The 12,788-nt window shown below is 62.7% G+C and carries 13 protein-coding genes; 5 read left to right on the top strand and 8 right to left on the bottom strand.

Annotation, left to right across the window (positions count from 1 at the left end; genetic code table 11):
* Positions 1–35: 35 nt before the first annotated feature.
* Both QMG84_RS06155 and QMG84_RS06150 read right to left on the bottom strand, forming a co-directional pair.
* Positions 36–350 (bottom strand): hypothetical protein, encoded by a 315-nt coding sequence (locus QMG84_RS06155; RefSeq protein ID WP_281931184.1) that lies wholly within the window; start codon positions 348–350, stop codon positions 36–38.
* 240 nt (positions 351–590) lie between these two features.
* Complete coding sequence (locus QMG84_RS06150) at positions 591–1,343, bottom strand: 16S rRNA (uracil(1498)-N(3))-methyltransferase (protein ID WP_281931182.1); 753 nt, start codon at positions 1,341–1,343, stop codon at positions 591–593.
* Positions 1,344–1,491: 148 nt separating this feature from the next.
* Here QMG84_RS06150 and QMG84_RS06145 point away from each other — a divergent pair, with 148 nt between their 5' ends.
* Both QMG84_RS06145 and ubiA read left to right on the top strand, forming a co-directional pair.
* Positions 1,492–1,941, top strand: a complete 450-nt coding sequence (locus QMG84_RS06145) for a hypothetical protein (RefSeq protein WP_202073828.1) — start codon at positions 1,492–1,494, stop codon at positions 1,939–1,941.
* Positions 1,938–2,891: a 4-hydroxybenzoate octaprenyltransferase gene (gene ubiA / locus QMG84_RS06140; protein WP_281931181.1), complete on the top strand. Its 954-nt coding sequence runs from the start codon at positions 1,938–1,940 to the stop codon at positions 2,889–2,891. The genes QMG84_RS06145 and ubiA overlap by 4 nt, the downstream gene beginning before the upstream one ends.
* Positions 2,892–2,967: 76 nt before the next feature.
* On the opposite strand, the gene QMG84_RS06135 is transcribed toward ubiA, so the two are convergent.
* On the bottom strand, positions 2,968–3,264 hold the full coding sequence (locus QMG84_RS06135) for a hypothetical protein (protein ID WP_202073830.1): 297 nt from the start codon (positions 3,262–3,264) through the stop codon (positions 2,968–2,970).
* Positions 3,265–3,835: 571 nt separating this feature from the next.
* On the opposite strand from QMG84_RS06135, the gene QMG84_RS06130 reads away from it, so the two are divergent.
* Positions 3,836–4,663: a L,D-transpeptidase gene (locus tag QMG84_RS06130; protein WP_281931931.1), complete on the top strand. Its 828-nt coding sequence runs from the start codon at positions 3,836–3,838 to the stop codon at positions 4,661–4,663.
* 8 nt (positions 4,664–4,671) lie between these two features.
* Here QMG84_RS06130 and QMG84_RS06125 read toward each other — a convergent pair whose 3' ends face one another.
* The gene (locus QMG84_RS06125; RefSeq protein WP_281931179.1) at positions 4,672–4,974 is read right to left on the bottom strand and encodes a NepR family anti-sigma factor; all 303 of its coding nucleotides are present in this window, start codon (positions 4,972–4,974) and stop codon (positions 4,672–4,674) included.
* A gap of 195 nt (positions 4,975–5,169) precedes the next feature.
* Here QMG84_RS06125 and QMG84_RS06120 point away from each other — a divergent pair, with 195 nt between their 5' ends.
* Positions 5,170–5,943, top strand: a complete 774-nt coding sequence (locus tag QMG84_RS06120; protein WP_202073832.1) for a bestrophin-like domain — start codon at positions 5,170–5,172, stop codon at positions 5,941–5,943.
* 179 nt (positions 5,944–6,122) lie between these two features.
* Here the strand turns inward: QMG84_RS06120 and QMG84_RS06115 are convergent, their stop codons facing one another.
* From QMG84_RS06115 to QMG84_RS06105, 3 genes are all read right to left on the bottom strand, one after another.
* Complete coding sequence (locus tag QMG84_RS06115; protein WP_281931177.1) at positions 6,123–6,926, bottom strand: cyclase family protein; 804 nt, start codon at positions 6,924–6,926, stop codon at positions 6,123–6,125.
* Between the two features lie 174 nt (positions 6,927–7,100).
* A complete protein-coding gene (locus QMG84_RS06110; RefSeq protein ID WP_281931176.1) occupies positions 7,101–7,397 on the bottom strand; it encodes a hypothetical protein in 297 nt (98 codons plus the stop codon).
* Positions 7,398–7,655: 258 nt separating this feature from the next.
* Positions 7,656–7,934 (bottom strand): hypothetical protein, encoded by a 279-nt coding sequence (locus QMG84_RS06105; protein WP_281931174.1) that lies wholly within the window; start codon positions 7,932–7,934, stop codon positions 7,656–7,658.
* A 482-nt stretch (positions 7,935–8,416) separates the two neighbouring features.
* Between QMG84_RS06105 and QMG84_RS06100 the strand changes: the two genes are divergently transcribed.
* A complete protein-coding gene (locus tag QMG84_RS06100; RefSeq protein WP_281931172.1) occupies positions 8,417–11,848 on the top strand; it encodes an outer membrane beta-barrel protein in 3,432 nt (1,143 codons plus the stop codon).
* Between the two features lie 68 nt (positions 11,849–11,916).
* On the opposite strand, the gene QMG84_RS06095 is transcribed toward QMG84_RS06100, so the two are convergent.
* Positions 11,917–12,669, bottom strand: a complete 753-nt coding sequence (locus tag QMG84_RS06095; protein WP_281931171.1) for a response regulator transcription factor — start codon at positions 12,667–12,669, stop codon at positions 11,917–11,919.
* Positions 12,670–12,788 lie beyond the last annotated feature (119 nt).

The raw sequence follows: 12,788 nt of genomic DNA, 5'->3' as shown, positions 1-12,788 counted from the left end.
CCCGCGGCCATGCGCGGGATGATCTTCTTCGCTTCTCAGCGCGGGAAGAGGTCGTTGAGACCGAACGGCGCCATTGGCTGCAGATGAGACGCGCGCTGCACGCCGTCGCCCAAAGCCGCATAACCCATCGGGGCGGCTGCGGCGGCGGGGGCGCGTGGAATGTCGACGCGCACATGCCCGCCGATTTTCACGCACCCGCTCGAACCCGAGACCGCGACATAGTTCGCGCCATAACGCGCACAATTATTCGACGACTCGGCGTTGGCCGGAGCCGCGTCGAGCGACGCGCCAATTGCGAGACCCACGATAAGGCCGAGCGGCGCAAGGGGGCGGACATTGGCGAACATCATCAGGCGATCAGCCTCTCTTCAGATTGGACGACAAAGCGTCGTCTCAATCGCGAGCCCCGAAATCTCGAGCAGAAAGGAATCTACGCGCAGTTGCGCGCGGCTCGTTTCCGCGATTCCGGCACTAGACCCAAACATCGTGGCGGGATCGTGTCCCGGCCTTCTGCGTGCTTTCACTGTTGTGGAAAAACAACACGACGAAATTTATTTTTCGTATACGGCGCACGATCGATTAATGATTCGTTACAGAGCTTTACCATCCCAGTCGCCGATTGCGGCCTGAACGATCGCCAGCGCCGCAACCGCCGCCGTGTCGGCGCGCAGCACCCGCGGCCCAAGCGAGAGTCGCGCGACATTCGAGAGGCGCGCGATGGCGGCGCGCTCCTGTTCGTCGAACCCGCCTTCAGGACCGATGAGGACGCTGACGCCCTCCCCCGACCGCCCCGAAAGCGCTGTGACGGGATTGGCGATCGGCGCGTCCTCGTCACAAAAAACGAGCAGTCTTTTCTCCGGAAAGCTGACCAAAAAATCAGCGAGATCGACCGCCTCCGAAGCTTCCGGGACGGCAAGCACGCCGCATTGCTCTGCGGCCTCTACCGCATTCGCCCGCAGCCGCGCCGAATTGACGCGGCGAACCTGCGTTCGATTGGTGATGACGGGAACAAGACGCCCCGCGCCCATTTCCGTGGCCTTCTGCGCCATGTAATCGAGGCGCGCCTGCTTCAGGGGCGCAAAGCAATAGTCGAGATCGGCGAGCGGCGTCTGCGGCCGTAAAAGCTTCTCGACCCGCAATGTCGCAGCGCGCCGCGTCACCGCCGTAAGATGCGCGAGGAACTCGCCGTCCCGCCCGTTGAACAGAAGAATGGCGTCGCCCTCGCGAAGCCGCAGCACGTTCAAGAGGTAATTGAGCGCGTCGGGCGGCGGGGCGACGTCCGCGCCCGGCGCCAGATCCGCCTCCACGAAGAGCCGTTGCGCTGAAAAATCGTAATGTGACAAGATGGTGTCCCGACCAGGCGCGCTGTGTTCCGCCGCAATGCCGCCGCCATGAAGGCGCCGCTTTGTTCGCGGACAGGTTGACCAAAACTTGCGCCGACGGCAAGCCTGCTGTTAACAGAATGAAGCTATTGAAAGCGGATCCAAACAAATGAAGATCAGCGCCTCCTCTTTCTTGCGCTCGGTCGCGAGCCTATCCGTCCTGGCGCTGCTCGCCAGCGCGGGCGCCGCCGATGCGCAGTCCTGCCAGGAGGATTTCCAGAAGCTGACGGAGCGCCGCATGGCGCAAATCCAGGTGCTCAACAATCTCGGCAAGGCCGGCAAGGGCAAGATGGACCCGAACGCCGCCTGCCCGGCCGCCAAAAAGCTCGCCGCCGTCGAGAGCGAGATGCTCGGCTACATGACCAAGAACAAGGAATGGTGCAACATTCCGGATAACGTCGTCGAGGGATTCAAGCAGGCCGGCGCGAAAACGAAGAATTTCGCCTCCCAGGCCTGCTCCGCAGCCGCGAAAATGAAGCAGATGATGCAACAGCAGCGCGAGCAAGCGGCTAACGGCGGCATGGGCGCGCCGCCCAAGCTGCCTTCTGGTCCGCTGTGAGCCTCGCGCAGCAAGGCGGCGGCGCGGGAGCCGCCCTCCCCGACGCACAGACCAACCACCCGCTCTGGCGCTACGCGCCGGAATGGATGCGGCCCTTTGTCCAGCTCGCGCGGCTCGACCGGCCCATCGGCTGGTGGCTGCTGCTGCTGCCCTGTTGGGAAGGCAGCGCGCTCGCCTCGGCGACGCTGCATCGCGCGCCCAATCTCTGGCATCTGACGCTGTTCTTTATCGGCGCCGTGGTCATGCGCGGCGCCGGCTCGACCTATAACGACTATGTCGACCGCAAGATCGACGCCCAGGTCGAGCGCACGCGCAATCGCCCGCTCGCCAGCGGGCGCGTGTCGCCGCGCGCGGCGCTGTGGTTCATCGTCGCGCAATGTCTCATCGGCCTTGCCGTGCTGCTCTCCTTCAACGGCTACACCATCGCGCTCGGTTTTCTGTCGGTGCTGATCGTGGCGGTCTATCCCTTCGCCAAGCGCTTCACCTCCTGGCCGCAGGCGATCCTCGGCTTCGCCTTCGCCTACGGGGCCATGCTCGGCTGGACCGCGCAGACGGCCGCTATCGGCCTGCCGGCGCTGCTCCTTTACGCGAGCTGCATTCTCTGGACGATCGGCTTCGACACGATCTACGCGCTGCAGGACGTGCGCGACGACGCCATCGCCGGCATCCGCTCGACGGCGCGGCTTTTCGGCGCGCAGGTTAAGCTGGCGGTCGGGGGGCTCTATGCCGGCTCCGCGCTTTGCGCGGCGCTCGCGGCCTATGGCGGCGGCGGCGGGATTTTCTCTTATCTGGGCGTCGCCGCCTATATCGCGCATCTTGCGTGGCAGACGTCGCTCACGCGCGAAGACGCGCCGCCGGGGCTCGCGCTGAAGCTCTTCCGCTCGAACCGCGACGCCGGCCTTCTGCTATTCGGGGGCTTTCTGCTGCAGAGCCTCTCGAGCATTGGCTGAGGCCCAAACATCGGGAGAGCCGAGGCGCAGGGCGCCTCGCGCTCCAGACGTGAAACGATTGGTTGCCTGACGCCTCTTATCTCCCCGGCCGCATAAACGCCCCCACCGCAATTCCGGCGATCGCTGCAATCAGCAGGGCCGTTATCGGCTGGGCGCGGACCGAGGTTTCCACCGTCGAGCGCAGATCCGAGAAGGCTTCGCTCGCGTCTTCCACCGCTTGCTGGCTCTGATCGCGAACATTGGCGAGGGCGGCCGAGGCCTGTTCGACTCCTTCCTCCGCCATGCGTCCCAACTGATCGGAAGCGGAGATCGCCTGTCGGGCAGCGGAGTTGAGGCTGCTCGCGTAGTCCTTGTTTCGTCTAAAGAGCGGCATCTATCGACCCTCGCTTGGAGCCCCTCCAATTCCCACGGATCAACCGGAGGCCGCCAACGGTTGTTCCGCATCTGCTGACAAAAAGGGGCCGGCGGCGCGAGGTGAGCGCCGTGCAGGCGCTTGGCGCCGGAGCGCCGCAAGTCCCCGGAATTGGCCCGCGCGCGCGGGCTGCCGGCGCCTGCGGGAGCGCCCGGCGCAAGCTTTCGACGTTAGGAAGGATACCATTTCCGTTTGAACAGCTCGCATCGGGCGCGTGTCATTCCCGGCGGGCTGAAAGCCCGACCGGGAATCCAGAGCCGCAAAAGCGCTGGTTTTATTTAGAGCCCGTCATTGCGAGCGAAGCGAAGCAATCCAGGGCGGCGATGCGGCCCTGGATTGCTTCGTCGGCTCCGCCTCCTCGCAATGACGGCGGTGAGTCCCTGTGTGTCCAAACGGCCTCGGCCCGGCGGCGTCTGCGCCAAACGGCAAGCGCCCCCGGTTCGTCCCCTTTTCGCCGCGATTTCAGAGATAAATGCAGTCTGCCTCGCGCTTCCGCGCGTCGCTGCTTGCTCCCAAAAGACGGATAAGGATGTTGAGACGCCGCAACTCCCTCATGCTGGTTCTCGCCGGTCTTTCGCTCTTCCTCGGCCAGACGCCCGAGGCGCTGGCGCAATATTACACGCGCGAGCCGAGCGATCCCTATCTTTATGACCGCGGCCGCCAGGGCGACTATTACGCGGAGCCCGACCTTTACAGCGGCGAATTCGACCGCCCGACGCGCGCGCTCCCGAGGCGCGGCCTGGCGCCGGAGGAGCGCGATTACGGGGCTTACGGGCCCGAAAGGGACTTAGAGCCGCCGCCGCCCTCGCGCGCCCAACGACGCCCCGGGGCGCGCATGGCCGCATTGCCGCCGGACGCCGACCCAGCCTATTCGACGCCGCTCGATTTCGACGCACAGGTCGACCCCGGCGTCGCAACGAAAAACCTTGTCGATGACCCGACAGGCCAGGCGCCCAACACGATCACGATCGATACGAAGGCGCGCAAGCTCTATCTGTCGGTCGGCCGGGGCCAGGCCATCGAATATGGCGTCGGCGTCGGACGTGAAGGATTCGCCTGGAAAGGCGCCGCGCAAATCGGCCGAAAGGCCTATTGGCCGGGATGGACGCCGCCGAAGGAAATGCTGCTGCGCCGGCCAGATCTTCCAGATCACATGGAAGGCGGCATGGACAATCCGCTCGGCGCGCGGGCGCTGTATCTCTTCAAGGGAGCCAAAGACACGCTTTTCCGAATCCACGGCACCAATGAGCCGGACACGATCGGCAAAGCTGTGTCTTCTGGCTGCATCCGCATGCTGAACGCGGATGTGATCGACCTTTACGGCCGTGTGTCCAAGGGAACGCGCGTCGTCGTCTTATAGGCGCGCGCTCAACGGCCCTTCGACTCGAGACCCTCGACAAGGGCAATGAGTCTTTCGGGAACCGGTTCGCGCAAAAGCGTCTGGTAGAAATTGCGCAATTGCGCGCCGACGCGATCCTCGGGCTCGCTCTTGCGACGGGACGCGAGAATCGTCGTACCCTGATCGCCCAGACGCGCAGGCGCAATGCTCGCCTTTCCGGCGCGGCGCAACAAGGCGGAGCCTGCGAGATCGTCGTAGATTTTTCGGGCCCCGCCCCTTTTGGCGTTGGGGGCCGCAGGGCCAGCCGCGGTTCTGAGCTCCAAGCGATTCATGGGCGCCTCAAATCGTCTGCGCGGGTCTTCTCCGAAGAAGCCGAATCGAACGCTCCCGCGCATTCGAGCAAAATTGAAAAGAATTAATTAACCGTAAACGTTCCGGCCGCCCGGGATTTTTGCGATTTGACAAGCTGTGGCGCTTCAGCCTGAATCGCGCTTGGCGCCAACGTCAGATTTTTGCGGAGTGAGAACTTGCTGCTTTTCCTTTGCTCGCTTCCCGTGTGGCTCGGGGCGTTTTTTATTGTGTTGTTGCCGACGGCGCTCGCCATGGTCGGACCGATCGTCGTGCGCAAGCGCTATCCGCTTTCGCTGCTCGTCAAAAATAATGAAGTCGCCGGCTTCAACTTCGCGACCGTCGGCGTGATCTACGCCGTGATTCTTGCCTTCGCGATTATCTCCGTCTGGGAGAAATTCAGCGAAACGGAGCTTCTCGTGCTGCAAGAGGCCGGAGCCTCGGCGACGCTGTACCGCCTCTCGAAGGGCCCCGACGCCGACGCCGCTGCGACCCGCGCGGCAGTGGACGCCTATTTGAGGGTCGTCGTCGAAGACGAATGGCCGCGCATGGCCCAAGGCGCGGAAAGCCGCGAAGCGGCCAAGGCGCTCGATGAGGTTTACGCCGCCGCCACGCGGCTGGGTGAAAACAAGCCCGTTGCAGTCGGCGCCGAGATCATGAGAGAGCTGGGCAATATCACCCAGGCGCGGCGGGGGCGGCTGCATCTTGCAATGGGCGTCGTTTCACCGGCGCTGTGGACGATGCTGATTTTCGGCGCGCTGCTGACAGTCGGCTTCACCTATTTCTTCGGACTCGAAAATTTTCGCGCGCAAGTGACAATGACGGGAGGTCTCGCCGCCATCGTCTTTCTCGGCCTTTTTGTCATTGTCTCCTACGATCACCCTTTCACGGGCGAGGTTTCCATCGAAACCCATCCGCTGGTTTCGGTCTTCGAAAACTTCCATCGCGAGTGATACGATTTCGTTTGAACAGCGCGGCATCGGGCGCTCGTCATTCCCGGCGGGATGAAAGCCCGGTCGGGAATCCAGAGCCACACGATAAGCCGCCTTTGCTCTAAATTCCCGATCACTCGCTGCGCGAGCGTCGGGAATGACGCGCAACTAAATAGCCGGATCTCGTATAAGTCGTGCTCTCAGCGCGGCGCGAAAGCAATGACCCGCGCCGGAGCGCCCGACCCCTTTGCGATCTTCATCGGCATCGCCATGATAATCGCGCCCGTCGGGGGAAGCTGATCGAGATTGGCCAAGTTTTCGAGGCCCGGAACATTCGCTGCGCCGATGGCGCGATGCACGAGGAAGTCCTTGGACGCGCCGACGTCGACGCTCGCCGTATCGACGCCAATAAGCGACACATGCCGCTCGGCGACCAGCATGGCGGCGGCCTCGACGCCGAAAGACGGGAAATGGAGATGATCGACCGCGCCCGGCGTATCGTCGCCGAGATAGGCCTTGCGATCCGGCCAGCGCGCGCTCCATCCCGTGCGCAAGAGCACGATGGCGCCGTCGGGAATGCGGCCGTTCGCCCGCTCCCACGCAGAGACGTCTGCGGGCGTAAGGGCGTAATCCGCGTTTTTCGCCGCGCTCTCAGAAACATCGATGACCACCGCCGGGCGAATTAAGCGATCGAGCGGGATGTCCGAATTGGTCCAGCGGCTCTCTGCGAAATGCATCGGCGCGTCGATATGGGTGCCGCCATGTTCGGGAGAGCAGAAGGCGTTCGAGTAATAGAAGAAACCGCCCTTGGTTAAGCCCTTGTGCTCTTGCTTGAGCTGGAAGCCTGTGGGCTCGGTCGGCCAGTAGATCGTGTCGGCGTCGAAGGGATGGCTCAAATCCACCACCTTGGACGCCGAGAGGTCGATCGTCTGAGCGCTTGCGGCGCTGAGCGCCGCCACGCAAAGCGCCAGCCCGTACATCGTTCCCCGAAGAAACTCCGGCATCGCGTTTCTCCATCACCCGCGTGCTGCGAGAAGCGATAAGATTGCCTGCTCGAAACGCATTTGCCAATGCGGTTGCGGGGCGAACAACCGCTTCAAGGTTGCGCCCCGCGCTCCAAACAGAGCTTCACCGCTTTTCATTGTTTTTCTGGCGCGCCGACGCCCTGGATGAAACCGCTATTGGAAGGGACCGACGAAAGGCTGGCCCGGTGCGATCTGCATGACCGTCGCGCGATTGACATAGCCCATCTGGGTTACGTCGGCATAGGAGACGGGAGCGATCTGATTGGCTCGGAAAATGTTGACCGCGCTCCCTTGGCGAGCGGCGACGCCCACGCCCGGCCCGATCTGGACGGCGGCAATGACGCTGATCTGCGGGGAGTCGAACCAGTAAATTTCATTGAACTGGAGAGGCTCGGCGTTGGCTGCGAGCGTTCCGCCGCAAAGAACGGCGGCAATGGCGATAGAGCGCATGCTTTGCTCCAGCTAGCGCGCTTTCCGCGCGCACGGAATCATGCGAGCGAAGAGAAAGCGCGCAGAGTCAAAAATTGGAGCGCATTCTCATCGCACTTTTGCGGAAAATGCGCTCTCGGATGGCCGGTCGACCGCGGCTAACGACACGGCCGCGGCCTGTTTCGCGTGGGCAGTCCCCTAAAACCAGCACTTTGGGTTCCCGATCGCTCGCCGCGCGAGCGTCGGGAATGACAGCGAACCAATCAAGCGGTTCTCGTATCAGAAGCCGTTCGAGAAGGGAGACAGGGGGACGACCGTGATTTGATTGATGGTCGCGTTTTGGATGGCCACGGAGCCCGCTGAAGCGCCAAAAATATATTGGCCGATGTGCGCCAGGTTATCCGTGCCTTTCACCGTGCTTTGCCCGATTTGAGCCTGCTGGAGCGCAAGGGCGCCGTCGATGCCCCCCACGAACTGAGCGATCGAGCCGTATGAGCTTGCCAAGGCGGCGCCGGAGAAAAAGGAAAAAACCACGGATAACGCCAACAGTTTTCTCATGAGTAGCTCCCTTGCTTACTTGAGACTTTTTGAGATTTTACTTCGTCAATCCAGCAACGAGCCTATTCCCGGAAGCGCCAACCTCATAGGCGCCCTTTCGGCTTGGATGAGACGAAGTAGTTTCGAGGATTCTCACCGCGAGCATCTGCTTCCGACCCATAAGGGCGCAGCCATTGGGTTAAACGCCGCGGCCCTGCCTTTCTAAGTATAAATACATATTAGTACGTATAATTACGTATGCATGCTGTTGCAAAAACAGCGCAACGCGGGAAAACGACCGCAATTACCCATTCTAATACTGGCGCGGTCGTCGTGACGGCGCTTAGAGTTACGCGATGGTCTCCCCCGCCCCAGGCAATCCTTCCCGAAAACAGGCAAAGAAACCTTTGGCTAAGAACCAGAAGTGCTCGAAGCGTCGCCGCCTCGGTCCTGGCGCTTATTGTCTGGCCGCCTGCGCCGCAGGCGTCGCATGGCCGGCGTCCATGGCTCGCGCGCAAGTATTGAACCCGACGGTTCTCGCGCCTGCGGCAAAGCTGCCGCAGGAGCGCGAGCTGCAAACGGTGGCCTCGCATGGGCGCGCCGGCCTCCAAATGCCCAAGGCGGCGGACAAGAAATTCGTCACTGTGCGCGTCGTGACGATTGCAGGCGCGTTCCCCGAGCTTGCCGAGCAGAACGCCGCGCTCGTTCAGAAGCTCCAGGGCAAACGGCTGAGCCTCGCCGAAATTTATAAGGTGGCCGCCGAACTTCAGGCCGCCTATTCGAAGTCCTTTCCGCTTGCGACGCTTTCGGCTCCGCGCCCCGACTTCGCCGATGGCGTGGTAAAGCTCGACGTCACCGATGGCGTCATCGAGAAGCTCGAACTCTCCTCCGTTCCCGAACGCGCGCGCGAGCTTGTGCGCGCCCGGCTGCAGCCGCTCGTCGGCCAGCGCCATCTGGCGGCCGCCGAGTATCAGCGACGCACCCTGCTCGTCGGCGCCATCGCCGGCGTCAGCGGCCAAGCCTCGACGACGCCTCTCGATTCCCCTGACGGCTACTCTCTGAATGTCGCAGTGGTGGAGAGCCGCGTCGCGGGCGCGAGCGCGATTACCAATCGGCTGCCGAAGGAATATGGGACGTGGGAATTTGCGCAGACCTTCGCGCTGAACAACGCCCTGGGGTTGGGCGAACAAATCGCTGGCGCGGTTTCGTCGACGCCGGATTTCGACCGTTATTTCAGCGGAACCTCGAAAAGCGAAGCTTATAGCACCGATGTTTTTGTGCCCATCGGGGCCGACGGCCTGGTTTTCGGCGCCGGCTATCTCATGGCGCGATCCCGCCCGTCGCCCTATTTCTCCACGCTTCCAGACGAGCTTCTCTTTGCGGGGGAGCGCGTCACGGGAAGATTCGACCGCGTCTACGCCCGCGTCGCCTATCCGCTTTTCCTCACAACGGACCTCACCCTGCGCATTCAGGCGGACGCCGAGCACATCAACAACCGCTACCGTTACCGCCCCCTGCCGCTCGGCTTCATTCAACCGGCCTGGGCGCCTTTCCCGTCTCCGATCCAGGATGTTTTCCGAGACCGCTACAATGTCCTGAGGCTGTCCGCGGACGTCAAATACCGCATCCCCTGGCTGGACAACGCGACCTTTGCGGGTCTTATCGCTTATGGGCGGGGCCTTGGCGGCCGTTTGGACAGCACGGACTTCGCCTTTGGCCCGCCGCTGTCGCGCCTTGGCGCGAGCCCCAGTTTCGACCGGCTCAATCTGAAAGGCCGCCTCGACGTCGGACTGCCGGAAAACTTCATCTTCTCCGCGATCGGCCGCCTGCAAACGAGCTTCGGCAAGCCGCTCATGATCCCGGAAAACTTTTTGCTCGACGGCCCGGAAGCGGTGTCGGGCTATGCGTCGGGCACGCTCAACGTCGACCGCGGCGTCACAGCCCGCGCCGAACTGTCACGGCCGGTCAATCTGGCGCTGCTCGGCTATAATCATTTGGTGTCGCCTTACGTGTTCGGCGCCTGGGGCAGCGGCGTGCGCGAAGAGCGCTCGCCGGGATTTTTCCGGCATATATGGGCCGAGACCTTCGGCGGCGGCGTGCGGACCGATACGAATTTCACGGGCACGCCCTTCGGCGAGTCGCTCTCGATCGAGGTCGGCCGCGACTTGTCGAACATTCCGTTTCGCAACAGCGGCTATCGCACCAATGTGACTTACAATATGCGCTTCGCGGGCGACCCCTTCGCGCCCGAGGCGACGCCGGCCGCGCCAAGCGGCATTTTCAAAAAGGGCCCGCCTGATGAAAAGCCCGCCTCCCCTTTATGGGAGGGCTTCTACGCCGGTTTGAACGCCGGCTACACTTGGGACCCGAGGCCCGAGATCGCGACGGCCGGCGTGCCGCTCTGGACGGGCATCGACACATTTTTTACGGGGCTCGTTCCCCATTGGCTCGCGTCGGCGAATGGGCTGAGAGGCCGAGCGATCGAAGCCGGCGGCGGTTTCGCCGGCGGCGCCCAGACTGGCTACAATCTGCAATTCGGCAAGGTCGTCGCCGGCCTGGAGACCGACATTCAGGGGTCAAACGCACGAACCCGGCATGCGCTCACAAATGGGGGGGCTTCGTTTTTCGAGGTCGACGTCCAAAACCGGCTGTTCGCGGTCGAGCCTTTAGCGACAAGCATCGACCACACGAAGAACGTCGACTGGCTCGGAACGACGCGCGCGCGGCTCGGCTATCTCGTTACGCCGAGGTTTCTGGCCTATGCAACGGGCGGCGTGGCTTACGGCGAGGCGCGCGCGAGCACCTTCGTTCGTCAGAATTGGGCGCCCTTCGCGCCACTCGGCCCGTTCTTGCAATCCGCCGGCGCGACCGGCGGCTACTCCGGCTTCAGAGTCGGATGGACGATCGGCGCCGGTCTCGAATGGATGTTCGCGCCCAATCTCAGCGTGAAGGCCGAGTACCTTCACTATGATCTCGGGAGCGTCAACTACGCGCTCTCTCCTCTCGTCACCACCCTTACCCTGACCGGCGACACAAACGTCATCCTGCCCGGCGCGCACACGCAATTCCGTGGCGACGTCGTGCGCGTGGGTCTCAATTATTTCTTTGGACGCCCGGCGGGCGAATCTCCTGCGCAAGCGCCGGCGGCCTTCGCGCAAGGCTTCTATGCCGGCCTCAACGCCGGTTACGCTTGGGACGCGTCCCCCTCCGTCGCGCTGGCCGCGGGACCGATCCAGGCCGACATCGACCGAGCCGTTTCCGGCACTCTCGCGGGCGCGATGGCCGCAAGCGCGACAGGCGTCTCGAGCGCTTCCGCCAATGGCGCGCTGGGCGGCGGCCAAGCTGGCTATAGTTGGTTGATTGGCAATTATGTCCTCGGCGTCGAAGCGGATTTGCAAGGGGCGAGCCAAAAAGGCCGCGGCGGCTTCATTGGTTTCGCGCCAAACTCTGTCGCCGGCGTCCCCTCCGGGGCCTCCAGCACGGCGGTTCACAGCGAGAAAACGCTCGACTGGTTCGGCACGCTACGGATGCGCGGCGGTTTCCTGGTCACGCCGTCCCTGCTCGCCTATGGAACCGGCGGCTTCGCCTATGGCGGCGCCACGGTTCAGAACTTGACCGCGCATCAAACCGACTCCGCGCTTCTTTTCCTTCAGTCGACGGGTTCCGTCGGCAGTTATTCGGCCGGCCGTATTGGATGGACTCTCGGCGGCGGCATCGAATGGAAATTCGCTCCCGACATAAGCCTGAAGGCGGAGTATCTGCACTATGATCTTGGCCGTGCGCAATATGGCGCCGGCGTGATTGCGACCGAGTTCCTCGGCCGCGCCAATAAAGCCGCCCTTACAGCCAGCACGCGGTTCAGCGGAGACATTGCGCGCCTGGGACTGAATTACCACTTCGATCCCATTGCGGTCCTACCGGCCCTCACCCGGTAGCGCCGCGACCACGCACGAAAAAGCCGCGCGCTTTTCGCGTCGCGGCCTTTGTTTTACGTGGACGAGTGTTACGCGCAGTAGGACGTCGGCGTTTCTTCCTGCTGCCCCGGCTGGCCGCGGACGATCTCCGCGATCCGGATCACCGCCTCGGTGCGGTTGCGCACTTGCAGCTTGCGCATGACGTTGCGGATGTGAACCTTCACGCTGCTCTCGCTCATGCTCAGCTCATAGGCGATGACCTTGTTGGATTTGCCTTTGAGCAAGGCTTTGACCACATCGTTTTCGCGGACCGTAAAATCGAACTTTGCATCACAGCGGATGCTCTCGTTCGACTCCTCCGGCCGCGTTTCCATCACCGCATTCGCCGGGACGAACACGCCTCCCACGAGAACGAGCTTGATCGCCCTGGCGACGACTTCGAGCGGCGTGTCGCTCGGAATATAGCCCTTCGCGCCGCTGCGGAGGCTGTTGGCGATGTGGCTGCGGCTTTCATTGTCCGAGAAGAGAACGAGGGGGACTTCTTTCTCCCACTGCGACAATTCCCGGATCAGCTCCGATTGCTCGGCCTCGATCTGCTTGTCGACGCCGCTGAGGATAATGACGCAGGCGGAGGCGCCGGTCGGGTCCTGGCTCCAGGACGCCACGTCCGGATAGGTCAGGATCGGCAATCCGAGCTTTTTTTGCAGGCACATGGCCAAGCATTCTCGGATAAGCGCTCTCGTTTCGATGATGATGACGGACGGCGAGAAGGCGTCGGATAAGTTCTGGCTCGCGAAAATCTCCTCGCGCGAAAAGATCTCGTCTTGAGCTTCTCCAATCATGGCAACCCCCTACGCAAACCACAACACAACGTGGAATTAAACTTTAGCCGGATTAGTTTTCGTTGCAAGATAAATTTAATCACCTCCGTCAAGACTGAGAACCCGCGATTAACAGCAAA

Source organism: Methylocystis iwaonis (genome assembly GCF_027925385.1).
GTDB classification, from domain to species: Bacteria; Pseudomonadota; Alphaproteobacteria; order Rhizobiales; family Beijerinckiaceae; genus Methylocystis; species Methylocystis iwaonis.
The sequence above is the reverse complement of the archived record's forward strand: the minus strand, read 5'-3'. Positions and strand labels throughout refer to the sequence as shown.

Excerpts from the sequence above, each read along its gene's own strand:
- QMG84_RS06155 (WP_281931184.1), bottom strand. The coding sequence starts at position 350 with ATGATGTTCGCCAATGTCCGCCCCCTTGCGCCGCTCGGCCTTATCGTG.
- QMG84_RS06145 (WP_202073828.1), top strand. The coding sequence starts at position 1,492 with ATGAAGATCAGCGCCTCCTCTTTCTTGCGCTCGGTCGCGAGCCTATCC.
- QMG84_RS06135 (WP_202073830.1), bottom strand. The coding sequence starts at position 3,264 with ATGCCGCTCTTTAGACGAAACAAGGACTACGCGAGCAGCCTCAACTCC.
- QMG84_RS06125 (WP_281931179.1), bottom strand. The coding sequence starts at position 4,974 with ATGAATCGCTTGGAGCTCAGAACCGCGGCTGGCCCTGCGGCCCCCAAC.
- QMG84_RS06115 (WP_281931177.1), bottom strand. The coding sequence starts at position 6,926 with ATGCCGGAGTTTCTTCGGGGAACGATGTACGGGCTGGCGCTTTGCGTG.
- QMG84_RS06110 (WP_281931176.1), bottom strand. The coding sequence starts at position 7,397 with ATGCGCTCTATCGCCATTGCCGCCGTTCTTTGCGGCGGAACGCTCGCA.
- QMG84_RS06105 (WP_281931174.1), bottom strand. The coding sequence starts at position 7,934 with ATGAGAAAACTGTTGGCGTTATCCGTGGTTTTTTCCTTTTTCTCCGGC.
- QMG84_RS06100 (WP_281931172.1), top strand. The coding sequence starts at position 8,417 with ATGGCTCGCGCGCAAGTATTGAACCCGACGGTTCTCGCGCCTGCGGCA.
- QMG84_RS06095 (WP_281931171.1), bottom strand. The coding sequence starts at position 12,669 with ATGATTGGAGAAGCTCAAGACGAGATCTTTTCGCGCGAGGAGATTTTC.